This window comes from Clostridium kluyveri (genome assembly GCF_001902295.1).
Taxonomy (GTDB): Bacteria; Bacillota; Clostridia; order Clostridiales; family Clostridiaceae; genus Clostridium_B; species Clostridium_B kluyveri_B.
Window position 1 is genome coordinate 533,669 of record NZ_CP018335.1, and the last position, 20,428, is coordinate 554,096.

Annotated in this window: 17 protein-coding genes; 16 read left to right on the top strand and 1 reads right to left on the bottom strand. The window is 30.7% G+C overall.

The window, feature by feature from the left end:
* Positions 1-87 precede the first annotated feature (87 nt).
* The 4 genes from BS101_RS02920 (at position 88) to BS101_RS02935 (ending at position 5,182) form a co-directional block, all read left to right on the top strand.
* Positions 88-948, top strand: coding sequence for a patatin-like phospholipase family protein (locus BS101_RS02920; RefSeq protein WP_073537452.1), 861 nt, complete (start codon positions 88-90; stop codon positions 946-948).
* An 82-nt stretch (positions 949-1,030) separates the two neighbouring features.
* Complete coding sequence (locus BS101_RS02925) at positions 1,031-3,952, top strand: insulinase family protein (RefSeq protein ID WP_073537453.1); 2,922 nt, start codon at positions 1,031-1,033, stop codon at positions 3,950-3,952.
* A 246-nt stretch (positions 3,953-4,198) separates the two neighbouring features.
* Complete coding sequence (locus BS101_RS02930) at positions 4,199-4,486, top strand: thiamine-binding protein (RefSeq protein ID WP_073537454.1); 288 nt, start codon at positions 4,199-4,201, stop codon at positions 4,484-4,486.
* Between the two features lie 162 nt (positions 4,487-4,648).
* On the top strand, positions 4,649-5,182 hold the full coding sequence (locus tag BS101_RS02935) for a response regulator (protein WP_073537455.1): 534 nt from the start codon (positions 4,649-4,651) through the stop codon (positions 5,180-5,182).
* Between the two features lie 53 nt (positions 5,183-5,235).
* On the opposite strand, the gene abc-f is transcribed toward BS101_RS02935, so the two are convergent.
* Positions 5,236-7,146, bottom strand: coding sequence for a ribosomal protection-like ABC-F family protein (gene abc-f / locus BS101_RS02940; protein ID WP_073537456.1), 1,911 nt, complete (start codon positions 7,144-7,146; stop codon positions 5,236-5,238).
* Between the two features lie 313 nt (positions 7,147-7,459).
* Here abc-f and BS101_RS02945 point away from each other — a divergent pair, with 313 nt between their 5' ends.
* From BS101_RS02945 to groL, 12 genes are all read left to right on the top strand, one after another.
* Positions 7,460-8,092, top strand: coding sequence for a redox-sensing transcriptional repressor Rex (locus BS101_RS02945; RefSeq protein ID WP_011989022.1), 633 nt, complete (start codon positions 7,460-7,462; stop codon positions 8,090-8,092).
* 215 nt (positions 8,093-8,307) lie between these two features.
* Positions 8,308-9,087, top strand: a complete 780-nt coding sequence (locus tag BS101_RS02950) for a short-chain-enoyl-CoA hydratase (protein WP_073537457.1) — start codon at positions 8,308-8,310, stop codon at positions 9,085-9,087.
* A 184-nt stretch (positions 9,088-9,271) separates the two neighbouring features.
* On the top strand, positions 9,272-10,411 hold the full coding sequence (locus tag BS101_RS02955; RefSeq protein ID WP_073537458.1) for an acyl-CoA dehydrogenase: 1,140 nt from the start codon (positions 9,272-9,274) through the stop codon (positions 10,409-10,411).
* Between the two features lie 16 nt (positions 10,412-10,427).
* Entirely contained in the window at positions 10,428-11,207 is a 780-nt protein-coding gene (locus BS101_RS02960; RefSeq protein WP_073537459.1) for an electron transfer flavoprotein subunit beta/FixA family protein, read from the top strand.
* Positions 11,208-11,226: 19 nt separating this feature from the next.
* Positions 11,227-12,231: an electron transfer flavoprotein subunit alpha/FixB family protein gene (locus BS101_RS02965; RefSeq protein WP_073537460.1), complete on the top strand. Its 1,005-nt coding sequence runs from the start codon at positions 11,227-11,229 to the stop codon at positions 12,229-12,231.
* A gap of 195 nt (positions 12,232-12,426) precedes the next feature.
* The gene (locus BS101_RS02970) at positions 12,427-13,269 is read left to right on the top strand and encodes a 3-hydroxybutyryl-CoA dehydrogenase (RefSeq protein ID WP_073541067.1); all 843 of its coding nucleotides are present in this window, start codon (positions 12,427-12,429) and stop codon (positions 13,267-13,269) included.
* Between the two features lie 247 nt (positions 13,270-13,516).
* Positions 13,517-14,410 carry a sulfide/dihydroorotate dehydrogenase-like FAD/NAD-binding protein gene (locus tag BS101_RS02975; RefSeq protein WP_073537461.1) on the top strand — a complete coding sequence of 298 codons (894 nt, stop codon included), beginning with the start codon at positions 13,517-13,519 and terminating at the stop codon, positions 14,408-14,410.
* Entirely contained in the window at positions 14,410-15,801 is a 1,392-nt protein-coding gene (gltA, locus tag BS101_RS02980) for an NADPH-dependent glutamate synthase (protein WP_073537462.1), read from the top strand. The genes BS101_RS02975 and gltA overlap by 1 nt, the downstream gene beginning before the upstream one ends.
* 195 nt (positions 15,802-15,996) lie before the next feature.
* The gene (locus tag BS101_RS02985; protein WP_073537463.1) at positions 15,997-16,905 is read left to right on the top strand and encodes a DNA-3-methyladenine glycosylase family protein; all 909 of its coding nucleotides are present in this window, start codon (positions 15,997-15,999) and stop codon (positions 16,903-16,905) included.
* A 131-nt stretch (positions 16,906-17,036) separates the two neighbouring features.
* A complete protein-coding gene (locus BS101_RS02990; protein WP_073537464.1) occupies positions 17,037-17,756 on the top strand; it encodes a TVP38/TMEM64 family protein in 720 nt (239 codons plus the stop codon).
* 354 nt (positions 17,757-18,110) lie between these two features.
* Entirely contained in the window at positions 18,111-18,395 is a 285-nt protein-coding gene (gene groES, locus BS101_RS02995; protein WP_011989032.1) for a co-chaperone GroES, read from the top strand.
* A gap of 69 nt (positions 18,396-18,464) precedes the next feature.
* The gene (gene groL / locus BS101_RS03000; RefSeq protein WP_073537465.1) at positions 18,465-20,099 is read left to right on the top strand and encodes a chaperonin GroEL; all 1,635 of its coding nucleotides are present in this window, start codon (positions 18,465-18,467) and stop codon (positions 20,097-20,099) included.
* The last annotated feature ends 329 nt before the right edge of the window (positions 20,100-20,428 follow it).

A 20,428-nucleotide genomic window follows, 5' to 3' on the forward strand; every position in this document is an offset into this window, starting at 1 on the left:
AATAGGTAACTTCACTAACTTAACCAGTTATGTTAAAATATATTAACAATAAAATATGAGAGTATTCACAAGTGAGGTGTAGAGCACATGGAAAATATAGGTTTAGTTTTAGAAGGAGGAGGTATGCGAGGATTATATACTACAGGTGTATTGGATTTTTTCATGGAAAAAAATTTGTATTTTCCATATGTTATAGGAGTATCTATGGGAGCTTGCAATGGATTGTCGTATATATCCAGGCAGAAGGGTAGAAATAAAAATATAAATGTGAATTATGTAAATGATCCAAGATATTTAAGCTATAAAAATCTAATACTAAAAAAGGGCCTGTTTGGAGCAGAATTCATATTTGACGAGTTACCTAATAAATTGGAAATATTCGATATAGAAACTTTTACTAGGGCAAAGGAGAAATTTGTAGTTGCTGTTACAGATTGTGATAGAGGTGAGGCTGTATATTTTGAAAAAAGTGAATGTAAAAATAAAGATGTATATGATGTAGTAAAAGCTTCAAGCAGCTTACCTTTTATGGCACCTGTTGTGAAATTCAGGGGATTGAACTTATTGGATGGAGGAGTGGCAGATCCTATACCTATAAAAAAATCTATAAAAGATGGAAATAGTAAAAATGTAATTATTTTAACCAGAAATAAGGGATATGTTAAGAAACCTTTTAAGATGAAATTTTTGGCACGAAAAATATATTCACAGTATAAGGGACTGACAGATGCCATGGTGTATAGATATAAAAAGTATAATAGTACCCTAGCCTATATAGAAAAGCTGGAAAGGGAAGGTAAAGTTTTTGTCATGAGACCCAGGGAGAATTTAAAGGTTAAAAGAATAGAAAAAGATAAAAATAAACTTATAGAATTATATAATCAGGGATATAAGGAAGCATCACAGTGTTATGATAAATTAAAAGAATGGATTAAACAATCAAATTAAGTTATATAATATAAATATAAGTTTTAATTTTAGTTAATGATATTAGTAAAATATATAAGATTAATAGGAGAGAATTGATAATATGGATTTAGGGAAAATATATAATGGTTTTAAACTATTAGAGAAAAAAAACATAGAAGAAATAAACTCCATGGGAATGCTTTTTGAACATGAGAAAAGTGGCGCAAGGTTGTTCTTTTTAAAAAATGAGGATGAAAATAAAGTGTTTTCAATAAGCTTTAGAACTCCACCAGATGACAGCACTGGAGTTGCACACATACTTGAACATTCTGTACTTTGTGGCTCTAGAAAATTTCCGGTAAAGGAACCTTTTGTGGAATTGGTAAAGGGCTCCTTAAATACATTTTTAAATGCAATGACCTTTCCAGATAAAACTATGTATCCTGTAGCCAGTGTAAATAATAAGGATTTCTCAAATCTTATGGACGTATACCTAGATGCAGTTTTTTATCCCAATATATATAGGTATCCAGAAATTATGATGCAGGAAGGATGGCATTATGAATTAGATAGTAGAGATAAGGAAATAACTTATAAAGGTGTAGTTTATAATGAGATGAAAGGAGCTTTTTCATCTCCAGAATCTATATTGTTTAGAAAAATATCAGAATCATTATATCCAGATACCCAATATGGAGTGGAATCGGGAGGAGATCCGGATATAATACCAGAATTAACTCAACAACAGTTTTTGGCTTTCCACAGTAAATATTACCACCCGTCTAATAGTTATATATATTTATATGGAGATATGGATATACTTGAAAAATTAGAATTTATAGATAGAGAGTATTTGAGTAATTTTAATAGAAGGCAAATAGATTCTGATATATTGGAGCAGGTTCCTTTTGATTCCCAAAAGGAAATGACCATAAAATATCCTATTTCAAGTGGTGAAAAAGAAGAGGATAAAACTTTCCTGAGCATGAATTATTCAGCGGGAAAAGTTATAGATAATGAATTATATCTGGCTTTTGATATACTTGAGCATTTGCTTTTAGAAACTCCTTCTTCTCCTCTAAAAAAAGCTTTAATTGATGCCAGTATAGGAAAAGATGTATTTGGCGTATTTGAGGCTAGTATGCTCCAGCCTATGTTCAGTATAGTAGTTAAAAATTCCAACGAAGATAAAAAGAATGATTTTAAAGAATTAGTAGAAAAAACTTTAAAGAGTATTGTGAATAAAGGTATGGATAGAAAGCTTATAGAGTCTTCCATAAATATAAAGGAATTTCAGCTCAGGGAGGCGGATTACAAAGGATATCCTAAAGGATTAATATATGGAATGAAGTGCATGGATAGTTGGCTGTATGGTGGAGAACCTTGGTCGCATCTTTCCTATGAATCAGTATTGAATAAGATAAAATCACAGGTAGATAATAATTATTTTGAAAATCTTATAGATAAATATATTTTGAAAAATAATCACAGTTCTGTGCTGATAGTTAAACCTGAAAAGGGATTGGCAGAGAATAGAGAAGCAGAATTAAAGAAAAAGTTAAAGGACTTTAAGGAAAGTATTTCAGATAGTGATATAGATAGTATAATTAAAGATACCTTAAAATTGAAAGAAAGACAAAATATAAAGGATAGTAAAGAGGACTTGATGAAAATACCTCTTCTGTCCATATCAGATATAGAGCCAAAGCCTAAAAAACTGGAGCTTATAGAGAGAGAAGAAAATAAGGTGAAAATATTGTTTTATCCTATATTCACCAATGGTATATATTATGTAAATCTATATTTTGATACTCAAGGAGTAAAAGAAGATTTAATACCATATTTATCTCTTTTAAGTACGGTACTTGGAAAGGTAAGTACAAAAAATTATGATTATGAAGATTTGACGAAAGAAATAAATATATATACAGGAGGTATAAGTTATTCACCACAGATATTTGGAGAAAATAAGAGCAATAAAGAATTTTATCCTAAATTTATAGTTAAGTCTAAAATTCTGGTTAATAATCTGGAAAAATTAATTTTACTATTGAAAGATATAATAAACTATACTAAATTTGATGAAAAAAAGAGATTGAAAGAAATAATTCAAGAGACTAAATCCAGAATGGAAATGACTATGTTTCAAAGAGGACATATAGTGGTTGCAAATCATGTTTGTTCCTATTTTTCACCTATGAGTAGATATGAAGATATATTAGGTGGACTGGAATTTTATAATTTTATATGCCAGTTGGAAAAGAATTTTGAAGATAAAGTAGAGGATATAATAAGAAAATTAAAAGAAGTTTCTAATGAAATATTTAATAAGAGAAATTTGATTATAAACTTAACTTGTGAAGAAAAAGATTATGGTATTTTTAAAAATGACATAAATGAATTGCTTTCTGAATTAAAAGATGAAGAGGTAACTAAGGTAAAATACAAATTTGATTTAGGAGCTAAAAATGAAGGTCTTATGACTTCTTCAAAAGTTCAATATGTGGCTAAAGCTTATAATTATATGGAACTTGGCTATCCTTATACAGGGAAACTTTTAGTTTTAAAAGCTATAGCTAATTATGAATATTTATGGAATCAAATAAGAGTTCAGGGAGGAGCTTATGGGAGTTTTGCTTCTTTCCAAAAAAACGGCAATGCTTTTTTTACCTCCTATAGAGATCCTAATTTAAAACGTACCATTGAAGTTTATAATAATGCAGCGGAATATTTCAAAAATTTCAAGGCAGATAGTAGACAAATGACTAAATATATAATAGGAACTATATCAGATTTGGATTTTCCATTATCACCTTCCATGAAAGGAGAACGTGCTGCAGAATATAATATAAAGCATATAACTTATGAGGATTTACAAAGAGAAAGAGAAGAAATACTAAATACTAAAGAAGAAGATATAGTTGCTTTTGCAGATTTGATTTATCATATTATGATTAAAGATAATATATGTGTCATGGGAAATGAAGATATCATAAGAGAGAACAAAGATATATTTGAAAATTTAGTAAATTTATTTGAATAAATTATTATAAAATATACAATTTTAAAAAGTTAAAATTACTATATATTTTAATATAATGGCCAAATTCCACAGTGTAATAATTTTATTTATACTGTGGATTAGGCTTTTATCTGAAGGTGGGAATAGCCAATACTTCCGCCTTCTTTAAAAAGATAAGCATTTTTCTATAGCAAAATCCACCTGAACCTTTGGATAACTTGATATTATTTTATTATAAAGTATTTTTAAATAACTAGGAGGGACATTATGGCATTAGCAAATGTTAGTATACAGGTTTTACCTGTAGTTGAAGAGATAAATTTATATAAAGTGGTAGATAAGGTTATAGAATATATAGATTCTTGTGGAGTGAAGTATGAAGTAGGGCCTATGGAAACTACCATGGAAGGTGAGTTGAGTAAGCTTTTAAAAATAGTAGAAACTGCACAGGAGATATGTATAAAATGGGGTGCATCTAGGGTAGTATCTGTAGTGAAAATAGATTATAAACCACAGGGAGTTACTATGGAAGAAAAAATTAAAAAATATAGGTGATAGGTCAGAATATTTTTCAATTCAAAGTGTATGAGCCGTATTATCCATTGTATAAATGAGCATAATATAATTTTTATCGTATGATTAATGCTAAAATTTAGTTGAAAAATAGCAGCTTATGATTTAATATATAGAGTATATAAAGGATATGGTGGTGAAACCATGAGGAAAATATTATTAGTAAACGATTGTAAATTTGAAAGTATTATTATGAAAGATAAACTGATGAATATGGGTTATGAAGTGGAAATTTCTAATGAGTATGGTGTCTTTTCAAAAATTGATAAATTTAATCCAGAAGTTGTCATAGTAAATTTTGTGATGAAGGAGATTACTGGAGACAAACTTATAGAGAAAATAAAAATCAAAAATCATAATATTGTCTGTATCCTTTCCTCCTGTGATAGAATAAATTTAAAAGATTTTAAAGGAAAAGGTGTAGATGAGGTTATAAATACACCTATAGAGGAAAAAGAACTCTCTATGCTGATAAATAAAGCTATGTTAAAGTATCAGGTAAAGGATACTGATTCCGAAGATAATGAAATTGAATATAAACAAGATAGTAAAATTGAACATAATAATGTAGTAACTATGTTAAAAAAAGTAATCTTGTTTTGTCCCTATTGTGGGGGAAAATTAAAAAATGGAAGTAATTCTTTTGTATTTTGTCCATACTGTGGTGAAAAACTATAATAGAAATTATGGAGGAAATTAGTGTATATCCTAATGCCCTCCATATCTATATCTTAAAATATTTCTTCCCATGTATTATATAGTTCATCTAGTTTATTTTGTGTAATTAAAATTTCTGAGTGTATTTCACTACTCTTATTGGGATCTGAATAAACTTCTTCTAGACATAGTTTCTGCTGTAATTCTAATATATAATCTTCTAACTTTGATATTTGGTCTTCAGTAGTTTTTATGAGAAGATTTTTTTTTCGTTGATTCTTTTCATAATCTTTTTTTCTCTTTTTATCCTGATGTGTTTGAGTTTTAGTTTTTGAAATACTTATCTCTTCTTGAAATCTCAAAGGATTTTTTTTCTTTTCTATATAGTAAGTATAATTACCTACATATTCTTTTATTTCATTCTGGTTTAATTCATATATTCTATTTATTGATTTATTCAAAAAATATCTGTCATGAGATATTACAAGTATAGTACCATCATAATCAAACAAAGCTTCCTCTAAAGCTTCCCGAGAAGCTATATCTAAATGATTTGTAGGCTCATCCAGAAGCAAAAAATTAGATTTGGATAACATTAGTTTTAATAGATTTATTCTGCATTTTTCCCCACCACTTATGGAAGAAATTTTTTTAAATACATCCTCCCCTGTAAATAGAAAACTGGCTAGTGCATTTCTAATTTCGGTAGTAGTAAGTTTTGGAAACTTATCCCATACTTCATCTATTATAGTTTTTTCAGGATCTAAATCAGATTGTTCCTGATCATAATACCCTATTGTGATATTTTTACCTAATTTACAAATCCCTGTATTAGATTCTATTTGTCCCATGATCATTTTAAAGAGAGTGGTTTTACCACAGCCATTTTTACCTACAATTGCTGTTTTATCTCCTTTCTTTACTTGAAAATTTACATTCTGGAATAATAATTTCTCATTAAATCCTTTGCTCAAATTTTCCACATAGAGTACATCATTACCGCTATTTATCTCAGTTTTAAATGTTATATTTTTAATTCTTATATCTTTATCTGGAGGAGGCAGTCTATCCATTTTATCCAACATTTTTTGACGGCTTTCTGCTGCCCTTATGCTTTTTTCTCTGTTAAAAGATCTATATTTTTCTATAATTTCTTCCTGCTTTTTTATTTCCATCTGTTGTATGTTATACGCTTTTAATTGAATCTCATAGTTCTTTTTTTTAAGCTTCAAAGAGTTAGTATAATTTCCATTATAAAAATTTATATGACCATTTATAAGCTCCATAGTTGATTGTGTTATAATATCTAAAAAATATCTGTCATGGGATATTATAATTATGGTTCCTTTATAGGATTTTAAATAGTCTTCAAGCCATTCTATAGCTTCTAAATCTAAGTGATTGGTGGGCTCATCCAGTAAAAGTATATCCGGCTTTGTTAAAAGCAATTTACAAAGGGCAACTCTTGTCTTCTTACCTCCACTTATTATGCTTATAGGATCATGAAATTCATCCATGGAAAAACCTAGTCCTGTTAAAATTTTATTTATTTCTGCTTTGTAGGTATATCCTCCCCTATTTTTATAAAGTTCTGAATAGGTAGTATAATCATTAATCAATTTGTTTCTATAGTTTTCATCTTTGGAATTATAGGGCTCATTCATTAAAGTCTCTAATTTATTTAATTTATTCTCTAAGTCAGTTATGTCCTGAAATACAGTGAGCATTTCATCGTATATTGCATTTGAAGAATCCAGTGATAAATGCTGGGTTAGATATCCTATTGTTTTAGTCTTATCTATATACATATCTCCACTATCTGGAGTTATATTATTAGTTAAAATTTCAAACAGGGTAGACTTTCCAGCTCCATTTGGACCGATTAGTGCTACACGATCTCCTTCGTTTATATTGAAAGTTACATTTTCTAATATGACGTCTATTCCATAGCTCTTATGAATATTTTTACAGCTTAAAATAATCATAGTAATAACACCTTCCTCAATTTAATATTTTACTATGTAAAATGATTTTTTTATAGATTTTATTTAAAATATAGAGAGTATTTATTGATATAATAGAAATCATTGATATAATAGATATAATATAAATATTATAAAGATTGAAAAACCTTAATAAAAAATATAAAATAATAAAAAATAGGAGATTAACATATGTTATAATTGAGATAATACTATATAGCAATAAAATTGAATTATGAACTTATAGTATAATTTATTTTGATATATAAATTTTAGTATATAATTAAAACATATAGTTATGGATATGAGGTGCGGTATGGATAAGAAAAAAGATATATCAATGTCTGTTATAAAGAGACTGCCTAAATATCATAGATATTTAGGCAACTTAATGAGAAATGATGTAGATAGGATATCTTCAAAGGAGTTAAGTGAAAAAATAGGATTTACAGCTTCACAAATAAGACAGGATTTAAATTGCTTTGGAGATTTTGGTCAACAAGGATATGGGTATAATGTAAGTGAATTATACAGCCAGATGTGCAATATACTTGGACTTACGAAAGTATATAGAACAGTTATAATAGGCGCAGGGAATATAGGGCAAGCTATATCTAATTACATCGGTTTTGAAAAATTAGGTTTTGAATTAAGAGCTATATTTGATATAAATCCAAAACTCATAGGTATCAGTATTAGAGATATTGAAATAAGGGATATAGATTATTTGGGTGATTATCTAAGAGAAAATGTTATAGATATAGGTATAATATGTGTTCCCAGTAATAATGGTCAAAAGGTTTGTAATATTTTAGTTAAAAATGGAGTAAAAGGTATATGGAATTTTGCCCCGGTGGATCTCATTGTACCGGAGGATGTAAAAGTAGAAAATGTTCATTTAAGTGACAGTTTATTGACCTTGAGTTGTCTCCTGAATGATATAGAATGATCTTTAAAGTTATATATTTTTACCGTAAATGTTAAAATGAAATATTAATATAAAATTTATTTAATATTTTATATTAATTTATATTGAAATATATAAGGTTAAGGTATATAATAATAAATGAAGTGAAAACTTCAATTATTTTTAAGTGTATTTGTGATATTATTAACAATACTTTGTTAATGTTACTTTTAAAAGGTTTAGGAGGGAGGAGTAATATGGAATTCAAAAATATCATTCTTGAAAAGGATGGAAATGTAGCTTCAATAACGTTGAATAGACCTAAGGCATTAAATGCATTAAATGCAGCAACTTTAAAAGAGATAGATGCTGCAATAAATGACATTGCTGAAGATGATAACGTATATGCTGTGATAATTACTGGTTCAGGTAAAGCTTTTGTAGCAGGAGCAGATATAGCTGAGATGAAAGATCTTACTGCAGTTGAGGGAAGAAAGTTTTCAGTTCTTGGCAATAAAATATTTAGAAAATTAGAAACTTTAGAGAAGCCAGTTATAGCAGCTATAAATGGATTTGCACTTGGTGGTGGCTGCGAATTGTCGTTGTCTTGCGATATAAGAATAGCTTCATCAAAGGCTAAATTCGGTCAACCAGAGGTTGGTCTTGGAATTACTCCAGGGTTTGGAGGTACTCAAAGACTTGCAAGAGCAATAGGCGTTGGTATGGCTAAGGAACTTATATATACCGGAAAAGTAATTAATGCTGAAGAGGCTTTGAGAGTAGGTTTGGTAAATAAAGTAGTTGAGCCAGATAAATTATTGGAAGAAGCTAAAAGTTTAGTAGATGCTATTATTGTTAATGCACCTATAGCTGTTAGAATGTGTAAGGCTGCTATAAATCAAGGACTTCAGTGTGATATAGATACAGCTGTAGCTTATGAAGCAGAAGTATTTGGGGAATGTTTTGCTACAGAAGATAGAGTAGAAGGAATGACAGCATTTGTAGAAAAAAGAGACAAGGCTTTTAAAAATAAATAATTTAATATTATTATAAATCAGATAAATAACTTAATGTATAAGATTTAAGATTATAAATTAATAACTCACGTTTAAATTGTGATCTTTATTTTGATTAAAGGTTTACAAATAAAGGTTTACAAGAAATAATAAATAAAAGATATGTGCTATATTTAGTATGAAAACTATTTAGGAGGTAAAATAAATGGATTTTACGTTAACAAACGAGCAAAAATTTGTAGAACAAATGGTAAGTGAATTTACTGAAAATGAAGTTAAACCTATAGCTGCTGAAATAGATGAAACAGAAAGGTTTCCTCTTGAGACAGTAGAAAAATTTGCTAAATACGGAATGATGGGTATGCCTTTCCCAGTTGAATACGGCGGTGCAGGTACAGATTATTTATCCTATATATTAGCAGTAGAAGGACTTGCAAAGGGTTGTACTTCAACATCAACTATATTGTCAGCACATGTTTCACTTTGTGCAGCACCTATTTATGATTGGGGTACAGAAGAACAGAAAAAGAAATACTTAGTTCCTCTTGCAAAAGGAGAAAAACTTGGAGCATTTGGTTTAACTGAACCTAATGCAGGTACTGATGCTGCTGGACAACAGACAACAGCTGTTTTAGATGGAGATAATTATATATTAAATGGACAAAAAATATTTATTACAAATGGTGCATATGCAGACATATTTGTAGTAATGGCAATGACAGACAGAAGCAAAGGAACAAGAGGAATAACAGCATTTATAGTTGAAAAAGATTTCCCTGGTTTCTCCATAGGAAAATCCGAAGATAAATTGGGAATTAGAGCTTCCTCAACTACAGAGCTTATATTTGAAAATTGCGTAGTTCCAAAAGAAAACATGTTAGGAAAAGAAGGAAAAGGATTTACTGTAGCAATGCATACTCTTGATGGAGGAAGAATTGGTATAGCAGCACAAGCTTTAGGTTTAGCAGAAGGTGCATTAGCTGAAGCACTCACTTATATGAAAGAAAGAAAGCAATTTGGAAAAGCTCTTTATAAATTCCAAGGATTAGCATGGATGGTTGCAGAGCTAGATACTAAAATAGAAGCTTGCAAACAACTTGTTTATAAAGCAGCAGTAAATAAACAGAAGGGTCTTCCATATTCAGTGGAAGCTGCAAGAGCTAAATTAGCTGCAGCTACTGTAGCTATGGAGACAACTACTAAGGTTGTTCAAATCTTTGGAGGATACGGATTCACTAAGGATTATCCAGTAGAGAGAATGATGAGAGATGCTAAGATAACTGAAATATATGAAGGAACTTCACAAGTACAAAAGATGGTTATTTCAGCAAATTTATTTAAATAAACAGGAGGAGTTCATAATGAAAATAGTAGTTTGCTTAAAGCAAGTACCAGATACAACTGAAGTTAAAATAGATCCAAAAACAGGAACATTAATAAGAGAAGGCGTTCCATCAATAATAAATCCAGATGATAAAAATGCACTTGAAGAATCAATTGCTTTAAAAGAAAAAGTAGGAGGTACAGTTACAGTAGTAAGCATGGGACCTCCACAGGCAGTGGATGCACTTAGAGAAGCTCTAGCTATGGGAGCTGATGAAGCAATATTAGTTTCAGACAGAGCTTTTGCAGGAGCAGATACTCAAGCTACTTCCTATGCATTAGCAGGAGCACTTAAAAATTTAGATTATGATTTAATATTTGCAGGAAGACAGGCTATAGATGGAGATACTGCACAGGTTGGACCTCAAATAGCAGAAAAATTAGGAATACCTCAGATAACATATGTAGAAAAAGTTGATGTAGATGGAGATACTTTAACAGTTCAAAGAGCTTGGGAAGATGGATATGAAGTAGCAAAAATTAAAACTCCATGCATGTTAACTGCTATAAAAGAGTTGAATGAACCAAGATATATGAACATGAAGAACATATTTGAAGTTTTCAAAAAAGAAGTTAAAATATGGAGTGCTGATGACTTAGATGTAGATAAAAGTAAACTTGGTCTTAATGGTTCCTGCACAAAAGTTAAGAGATCACATACAAAAGAAGCAAAAGGAGCAGGAGAAATCGTTAATAAACCAATAAAAGAAGCAGTAGCATATTCAATTTCAAAATTAAGAGAAAAACATGTCATTTAATATATAGGAGGGGTTTAGAATGAACTTAGCAGAATACAAAGGCGTATGGGTATTTGCTGAACAAAGGGATGGAGAACTACAAAAAGTAGCACTTCAATTAGTTGGAAAAGGAAGAGAATTAGCAGACACTTTAGGAGTAGAATTAACTGCTGTATTACTTGGCAGTGAAGTAGATGATTTAGCAAAAGAATTAGTTGCATATGGAGCAGATAATGTTTTATACGCAGATAGTCCTCTTTTGAAACATTATACTACAGATGGATACACTAAAGTAATAGATGAACTTATAAAAGAAAGAAAACCAGAAATATTACTTATAGGAGCTACATTTATCGGAAGAGATTTAGGACCAAGAGTTGCAGGTAGAGTGTTTACAGGTCTTACAGCAGACTGTACAGGACTTGATATAGATGAGGCAACAAAGAATTTGATGATGACAAGACCTGCATTTGGTGGAAACTTAATGGCAACTATAGCTTGCGAAAAAACAAGACCTCAAATGTCAACAGTAAGACCAGGAGTTTTTAATGCGCTTCCAAGAGATGCTTCAAGAACTGGAAAAATAGAAAAAATAGCTGCAAATGTTGCAAAGGGTGACATCAGAGTTGACGTAATTGAAGTAGTTAAATCTGCTGGTGATACAATAGATATTTCAGAAGCAGATGTAATTATATCAGGTGGAAGAGGACTTGGTGGTCCAGATGGATTCAAAGTTCTTAAAGAATTAGCAGATTTATTAGGTGGAACTATAGGTGGATCCCGTGCAACTATAGATGCTGGCTGGATAGATAAGAGCTATCAGGTTGGACAAACTGGTAAAACAGTAAGACCAGGTCTTTATGTTGCATGCGGAATATCAGGTCAAATACAACATTTAGCTGGTATGCAGGATAGTGGATTTATAGTGGCTATAAATAAAGATGAAAACGCTCCAATGATGCAAGTAGCGGATCTTGCCATTGTAGGAGATTTATATAAGGTTGTTCCAGAATTTGTAGAACAAGTTAAAGCTTTAAATCTTTAATTGATTTTGTGAATGTTTATAATCTATAAATAGTATTTCTATGTGTTAGGAACCTCCCCTGCAGTATTAATGTAAGTATTGCAGTGGAGGAAACTATATGAATAAATGCTTGTATTTTAAGCATACTAATTTTAATTAATTTATTACTAAAATTCAATCATATTAAATTTTTAAGGAGGAGTGACATATATGAGTATTAAAAGTGTAGCAGTTTTAGGTAGTGGAACTATGTCTCGTGGAATTGTGCAGGCTTTTGCAGAAGCAGGTGTAGATGTAATTATCCGTGGAAGAACTGAAGGTAGTATTGGAAAAGGTTTAGCAGCAGTAAAGAAAGCTTATGATAAAAAAGTAGCAAAGGGAAAAATGTCTCAGGAAGATGCTGATAAAATAGTTGGAAGAGTAAGTACAACAACTGAACTTGAAAAATTGGCTGATTGTGATCTTATAATAGAAGCGGCATCAGAGGATATGAATATAAAGAAAGACTATTTTGGAAAATTAGAAGAAATATGCAAACCTGAAACAATTTTTGCTACTAATACTTCTTCATTATCTATAACTGAAGTAGCAACATCTACAAAAAGACAGGATAAATTTATAGGAATGCATTTCTTTAATCCAGCAAATGTTATGAAATTAGTTGAAATCATAAGAGGTATGAATACTTCACAAGAAACTTTTGATATTATAAAAGAAGCTTCCATTAAAATAGGGAAAACTCCTGTAGAAGTTGCAGAAGCTCCAGGATTTGTTGTAAACAAGATATTAGTACCAATGATCAATGAAGCAGTAGGAATTTTGGCAGAAGGAATAGCTTCAGCAGAAGATATCGATACAGCTATGAAATTAGGCGCTAATCACCCAATGGGTCCTTTAGCATTAGGAGATCTTATTGGACTTGATGTAGTTCTTGCAGTTATGGATGTACTTTATAATGAAACTGGAGATTCAAAATATAGAGCTCATACATTACTTAGAAAATATGTAAGAGCAGGATGGCTAGGAAGAAAATCAGGAAAAGGATTCTTCGCTTATTAAAATTATGTGATTTAGATAGATTTAAATGCATTTTAAGTAATATTTAAATTATAATAATTAAAAAGAATTTTGGGCTAATTAATGATTAGTCTAAAATCTTTTTTTAATTATATAGTTTTTTATAGTAGTGAAATTATTTTAGTAATATGATATAATATAATAAAGGGCTTATGTTTGAAATTAGATTTAAGTCTTAAAGTTAAACGTTTTATAATAGTTATTAGTTTTTTCAGATGGGGTGAATGGAATGTATAAAATTGTAGACAAACAAGCTCTTGCACCTAAGATATATTCAATGGATATAGAGGCGCCAAGAGTAGCTAAGTCCTGTCTTCCAGGGCAATTCATTATAGTTATAATAGACGATAAGGGTGAAAGAGTACCTCTTACTATTTGTGACTATGATGCAGAAAAAGGAACAGTAAAGATAGTATTTCAAACAATGGGTGCATCAACACAAAAATTGGCAGAATATGAAGCAGGAGATTCTATTAGAGACTTCGTAGGACCTTTGGGAATGCATTCAGAATTTGTGGATGAGGATTTAGAAGAACTTAAGAAAAAGAATATTATATTTGTAGCTGGAGGAGTAGGAACAGCTCCAGTTTATCCACAGGTGAAATGGTTAAGTGAGCACGGAGTAAAAGCTGATGCTATAGTAGGTTGTAAATCTAAGGAACATTTACTTTTGGAAGAAGAAATGAAGGCTGTAACAGATAACCTATATATAGCTACTGATGACGGAAGCTATGGATATAAAGGATTTGTTTCAGACAAACTTAAAGAACTTCTAGATGATAAAGAAGGTAAAAAATATGATTGTGTAGTTGCTATAGGGCCAATGATTATGATGAAGTTTTTATGCAAACTCACAAAAGAATATGATTTAAAAACTATAGTAAGCTTAAATCCAATAATGGTAGATGGAACTGGTATGTGCGGAGCTTGTAGGGTTACAGTGGGTGGAGAAGTTAAGTTTGGATGTGTAGACGGACCGGAATTTGACGGACATTTGGTTGATTTTGATGAAGCTATGAGAAGACAAGCTATGTATAAGACTGAAGAAGGAAAGAAAATTCTCCAAGCAGAAGAAGGAGACACCCATCATGCTAAGGGATGTAATTGCGGAGGTGACAAATAATGGCTGTAGATAGAATGAAAAGAGTACCAATAACAGAACAGGATCCAAAGGTTAGGGCAACTAATTTTGATGAAGTATGTCTTGGATATACTGAAGAAGAAGCAGTACAAGAAGCATCAAGATGTTTAAATTGTAAAAAACCAGGATGTGTTTCAAAATGTCCTGTTTCAATAAGCATACCACAGTTTATTGAGCAAATTAAAAATAAAGACTTTGAAGCAGCAGCTAAAGTTATAGCAAAATCCAGTGCACTTCCTGCAGTCTGTGGAAGAGTATGTCCACAGGAAAGTCAATGTGAATCAAAATGTGTGCTTGGAATAAAAGGAGAAGCTGTTGCGATAGGAAAACTTGAAAGATTTGTAGCTGACTGGTCAAGAGAAAATAATGTAGACCTTTCAGATAAAGAAGCACCAAAGGGTAAAAAAGTAGCGGTTATAGGAAGTGGTCCTTCAGGACTTACCTGTGCAGGGGATCTAGCAAAACTCGGATATGATGTTACTATATTTGAAGCACTTCATGAAGCAGGCGGAGTTTTGGTTTATGGAATTCCAGAGTTCAGACTTCCAAAAGATACTGTAGTAAAACATGAAGTAGAAAATGTAAAAAAATTAGGTGTTAAGATAGAAACAAATGTAATAATAGGAAGAACTATTAGTATAGACGAACTTGTAGAAAATGAAAAATTTGATGCTGTATTTATAGGTTCTGGTGCAGGACTTCCAATGTTTATGAATATACCAGGAGAAAATTTAAATGGTGTATTTTCAGCTAATGAGTTCTTGACTAGAAGTAATCTTATGAAAGCATTTAAAAATGATTATGCTACACCAATAAAAGTTGGTAAGAAAGTTGCAGTAATAGGTGGAGGAAACGTTGCTATGGATGCAGCTAGAACTGCATTGAGATTAGGAGCAGAATCATATATAGTATACAGAAGATCAGCAGAAGAAGTTCCAGCAAGGGCAGAAGAAGTTCACCATGCTAAAGAAGAAGGAGTGCAATTCCATCTTTTAACTAACCCTATAGAAATATTAGGTGATGAAAAGGGTTGGGTTAAAGGTATGCGTTGCATAAAGATGGAACTTGGAGAACCAGATGCATCCGGAAGAAGAAGACCGGTTCCAATAAAGGGTTCAGAATTTGAGTTAGAGGTAGATACAGTAATAATGTCCCTTGGAACATCACCAAATCCATTGATAGCATCTACAACAAAAGGACTTGAAATGAACAAACGTAAGTGTTTAATAGCAGAAGAAGAAACTGGACTAACTACAAGAGAAGGAGTATATGCAGGAGGAGATTCAGTAACTGGAGCTGCTACTGTTATACTTGCTATGGGAGCAGGTAAAAAAGCTGCAAAAGCTATAGATGAGTACTTAAGCAAGAAATAGTTTATTTTCTATAAAAGCTGTATTAGGTTGTTAACCTAATACAGCTTTTATATTGGCATCGTAATGAAATAGTATTGATTGCCTTTACTTTGTTCTGGGTTATTGTATAAAATTCATTTCAATTTAAGAATCATTTAATGAAATCATAAGATAGTTAGTGTATAATGATATTAAAAATTTGTAGGGAGTAATTATATGGATTTTAATTATATAGAAAATTTACAAAATGGAGTTATATTGAAAGGTGTAAGGAATTTTGAATTACCTCATATATTTGATTGTGGCCAATGCTTCAGATGGAATAGAGAGAAAAATGGAAATTACATAGGAACAGCTTTTGGAAAAGTTATAGAAGTAGAAAAAAAAGAGGATGATGTATTTATATATAATACCTGTGAAAAAGATTTTAAGGAAATATGGTGTGAGTATTTTGATCTGTACCGGGATTATGGGGAAATAAAGCACATATTAGGTAAAGATCCTATCTTAAAAAAAGCTGTAGAGTTCGGAGGAGGTATTAGACTCTTAAAACAGGAACCTTTCGAATTAATTGTTTCTTTTATAATATCTGCTAACAACAGAATTCCCATGATAAAGAAAGCTATAGAGAATATAAGTAAAAGATGGGGTGAAACTTTAGAGTTTAAAGATAAGGTTTATTATGCCTTTCCTAAATTAGATAGGTTGAAAGAAGCCACATTAGAGGAAATAGAAGCCTGTGGAACAGGTTTCAGAGCAAAATATATTGTAGATACCATATCAAAAATTTATGATAACGGAATAAAATCTAGAGGAAGTTATCATGAGGCGTATGATATTGACTGGATTAAGATGCAGGAAGATGAAGCCTGTCATAAAGAACTACAGAAGTTTATGGGTATAGGACCTAAGGTGGCAGACTGTATTATGTTGTTTTCCATGCAAAAATACTCTGCATTTCCTGTAGATGTGTGGGTTAAAAGAGCTATGAATCATTTTTATCTGGCACCGGATGTATCCTTAAAGAAAATAAGAGATTTTGGAGTAAACAAATTTGGAGAATTATCAGGATTTGCCCAGCAGTATTTATTTTATTATGCTAGAGAAAATAATATAAAAATTTAGTTAGTAAAAATAACTTTTACAAATAAGTATTTTATATTGGGTTAAAATATATTAAAGTAAACTTTTAATTCAGAATAGTGAATTAAACATAGTTCATATTAAAATATAAGATGGATCAGAGGATAAATTATATGTTAAAACATGTTGAAAAAAATTTTAAATATTATAAACTTTATTTTGCACTGTTTATTGTATTTTTTATATTTATTATTTTAGCCTATACATATTATCATGAATATATATACTTGTTTACAGAACCCGCTAAACTAAAAAGTTTAGTAATGTCTTATGGCAAGTATAGTGTATTGGCATTTATAAGTATTCAAATTTTACAGGTGGTGGCTTTTTTTATACCAGGAGAGATTATTCAGATTGCAGGAGGATATATATATGGAGCATTTTGGGGAAGTTTAGTATCTATTATAGGTATAATTATAGGCAATATAATTGCCTATAGTGTATCTAGGTACTATGGAAGGCCCTTTGTAAATAGAATAATATCCAATAAAAATTTAACATTCTTTCAAAAAATATTAGATTTAGGCAGTATAAATACCATAGTATTTATACTATATTTAATTCCTGGAATACCCAAAGATATTTTGGCCTATATATGTGGTATATCTAAAATTAAATTTAAAAATTTTATAATTTGCTCTCTATTAGGAAGATTACCGGCAATAGTATTATCTGCTTATTTTGGGGCAGAAATATATTCTGGTAATAAGATAATAATTGTAAGTATAGTTGTGATAGCTGTATTCTTATTTACTGTAGGAATTTTTAAGGGAGAAAAAATATTAATGAAATTTTTAAAAAATAAAACATCTCAAAGTAATGAACAACTTTAGTATTCCAATCCATGTTCTCTTCCAGTAGAATATTATCATTATCTCAATTTTTATATATAGTTATTTCCCAAGTTAAATTATATCAATTCTGTATATATGTAATTATAATTGGAAAATACTAATAATATATAACACATGTGAAATTATTAGTAATAAGGTGAAATAAGGATATAATCAAAGTATAACCTATATTTTTTGCCATAAATAGTTGAATAAGTGCAAAATTTAAATTTGAAAATATAAATGCTATTCATTATTATAATAATTGTATTAGCACTCATAATTAATGAGTGCTAACAATAAAGCTAAAAATAATTTAAAATAAATTCAAAGTATTTTTAAGGAGGGGTTTAGATGAAAATTAGACCACTTGGAGACAGAGTTGTAATTAAAAAAATTGAGGCAGAGGAAACTACAAAAAGTGGTATCGTTTTGCCGGGAAGTGCTAAGGAGAAACCGCAAGAAGCAGAAATTGTGGCAGTAGGACCTGGTGGAGTGATAGATGGAAAAGAAATTAAAATGGAAGTTAAGGTAGGGGATAGGGTATTGTTCTCTAAATATGCTGGAAATGAAGTAAAAATAGATGGAGTGGAATACACTATTCTAAGACAGGATGACATACTTGCTATAATTGAGTAGTAAATTATAAAGTATGATGTCAAAAACAAATAAGTATTTATATAACGGAAGTTGTAAGGAGGGTTTTTTATGGCAAAAAGTATTTTATTTAGTGAAGATGCTAGAAAAAGAATGCAAGAAGGCGTGGACAAATTAGCTAATACAGTAAAAGTTACTCTTGGACCTAAGGGAAGAAATGTAGTACTCGATAAGAAATTTGGTTCTCCACTTATAACAAATGATGGAGTTACAATAGCAAAGGAAATAGAACTAGAGGAACCTTATGAAAATATGGGAGCACAGCTTGTAAAGGAAGTTGCTACAAAAACTAATGATGTGGCAGGAGATGGAACAACTACAGCTACATTACTTGCCCAGGCCATAATAAGAGAAGGATTAAAAAATGTTACGGCTGGAGCAAATCCTATGCTTATAAGACAGGGCATAAAAATAGCAGTAGATAAGGCTGTAGAAGAAATAAAGAAGGTTTCAAGGACTGTAAAAGGTAAAGAAGATATAGCAAGGATTGCTGCTATATCAGCTTCTGATGAAGAAATAGGCAAATTGATAGCTGATGCTATGGAAAAAGTGGGCAATGAAGGAGTTATAACTGTTGAAGAATCAAAGACCATGGGAACAGAATTAGATGTAGTTGAAGGTATGGAATTTGACAGAGGTTATTTAAGTGCATATATGGTAACTGATACGGAAAAAATGGAAGCGCTATTAGATGATCCTTATATTTTAATTACAGATAAAAAAATATCCACTATTCAGGATATACTTCCATTACTGGAGAAGATAGTACAACAGGGTAAAAAATTACTTATAATAGCTGAAGATGTTGAAGGAGAAGCACTTACAACTTTAGTTGTTAATAAATTAAGGGGAACATTTACTTGCGTTGCAGTAAAGGCACCAGGTTTTGGTGATAGAAGAAAGGAAATGCTCCAGGACATAGCAACACTTACTGATGGTAAGGTAATATCAGAAGAACTAGGAAGAGATTTAAAGGAAGTTTCATTAGAAGATCTCGGAAGAGCAGAGTCAGTAAAAATTGATAAAGAAAACACTACCATAGTAAATGGAAGAGGGGATAAAAAATCCATACAAGATAGAGTATCCCAGATTAAAGCACAGATAGAAGAAACTACTTCCGAATTTGATAAGGAAAAGTTACAGGAAAGACTTGCAAAACTTTCAGGCGGAGTAGCTGTAATAAAGGTTGGAGCAGCAACAGAAACTGAATTGAAAGAGAAGAAAATGAGAATAGAAGATGCCCTTGCAGCTACAAAAGCTGGTGTTGAAGAGGGTATGGGACCAGGAGGAGGAACTGCATATGTAAATGCAATCCCAGAGGTTTCAAAACTTACTTCAGATATAGCTGATGTAAAAGTTGGTATAGACATAATAACAAAGGCATTAGAAGAACCAGTTAGACAGATAGCAGCTAATGCAGGAGTAGAAGGTTCCGTAATAATTGAAAAAGTTAAAAACAGTGAAGCTGGTATAGGATATGATGTGTTAACTGATAAATATGTAAACATGATAGACAATGGAATTGTTGATCCTACTAAAGTAACAAGATCTGCACTTCAAAATGCAGCATCTGTAGCAGCTACATTCTTAACTACAGAGGCAGCAGTGGTAGATATACCAGAAAAGAATAATGCTGCAGGATTGCCAGGAGCACCAGGAATGGGCGGAATGGACGGAATGTATTAAAAAAATATGTATAACTTAAAACAAAAAACTAACCCGATATCTATTTAGATATCGGGTTAGTTTTTTGTTTTAAGAATATTATAAATTCACGTTGACAAAAACTAAAAAATTGAATAAAATAGTGTAAATAGTTAATAAGATAGAGAGAAATATATTAAAATTCGTAAAAAATTAAATAAGTTCTTTATTCAATTCATATATCCTGAATGTGGTAGGGAAATGTCTGCAGGAAACCATAAATTTCTGAATGTTATTGGAATTATTATGGTAAAGTCATATTAATTTTCTTTAAGTGAATTTAATATGTTTTTTTTATTACGTTATATTTT

Coding starts and splice junctions, on each gene's coding strand:
- BS101_RS02920 (WP_073537452.1), top strand. CDS start 88: ATGGAAAATATAGGTTTAGTTTTAGAAGGAGGAGGTATGCGAGGATTA.
- BS101_RS02925 (WP_073537453.1), top strand. CDS start 1,031: ATGGATTTAGGGAAAATATATAATGGTTTTAAACTATTAGAGAAAAAA.
- BS101_RS02930 (WP_073537454.1), top strand. CDS start 4,199: ATGGCATTAGCAAATGTTAGTATACAGGTTTTACCTGTAGTTGAAGAG.
- BS101_RS02935 (WP_073537455.1), top strand. CDS start 4,649: ATGAGGAAAATATTATTAGTAAACGATTGTAAATTTGAAAGTATTATT.
- abc-f (WP_073537456.1), bottom strand. CDS start 7,146: ATGATTATTTTAAGCTGTAAAAATATTCATAAGAGCTATGGAATAGAC.
- BS101_RS02945 (WP_011989022.1), top strand. CDS start 7,460: ATGGATAAGAAAAAAGATATATCAATGTCTGTTATAAAGAGACTGCCT.
- BS101_RS02950 (WP_073537457.1), top strand. CDS start 8,308: ATGGAATTCAAAAATATCATTCTTGAAAAGGATGGAAATGTAGCTTCA.
- BS101_RS02955 (WP_073537458.1), top strand. CDS start 9,272: ATGGATTTTACGTTAACAAACGAGCAAAAATTTGTAGAACAAATGGTA.
- BS101_RS02960 (WP_073537459.1), top strand. CDS start 10,428: ATGAAAATAGTAGTTTGCTTAAAGCAAGTACCAGATACAACTGAAGTT.
- BS101_RS02965 (WP_073537460.1), top strand. CDS start 11,227: ATGAACTTAGCAGAATACAAAGGCGTATGGGTATTTGCTGAACAAAGG.
- BS101_RS02975 (WP_073537461.1), top strand. CDS start 13,517: ATGTATAAAATTGTAGACAAACAAGCTCTTGCACCTAAGATATATTCA.
- gltA (WP_073537462.1), top strand. CDS start 14,410: ATGGCTGTAGATAGAATGAAAAGAGTACCAATAACAGAACAGGATCCA.
- BS101_RS02985 (WP_073537463.1), top strand. CDS start 15,997: ATGGATTTTAATTATATAGAAAATTTACAAAATGGAGTTATATTGAAA.
- BS101_RS02990 (WP_073537464.1), top strand. CDS start 17,037: ATGTTAAAACATGTTGAAAAAAATTTTAAATATTATAAACTTTATTTT.
- groES (WP_011989032.1), top strand. CDS start 18,111: ATGAAAATTAGACCACTTGGAGACAGAGTTGTAATTAAAAAAATTGAG.
- groL (WP_073537465.1), top strand. CDS start 18,465: ATGGCAAAAAGTATTTTATTTAGTGAAGATGCTAGAAAAAGAATGCAA.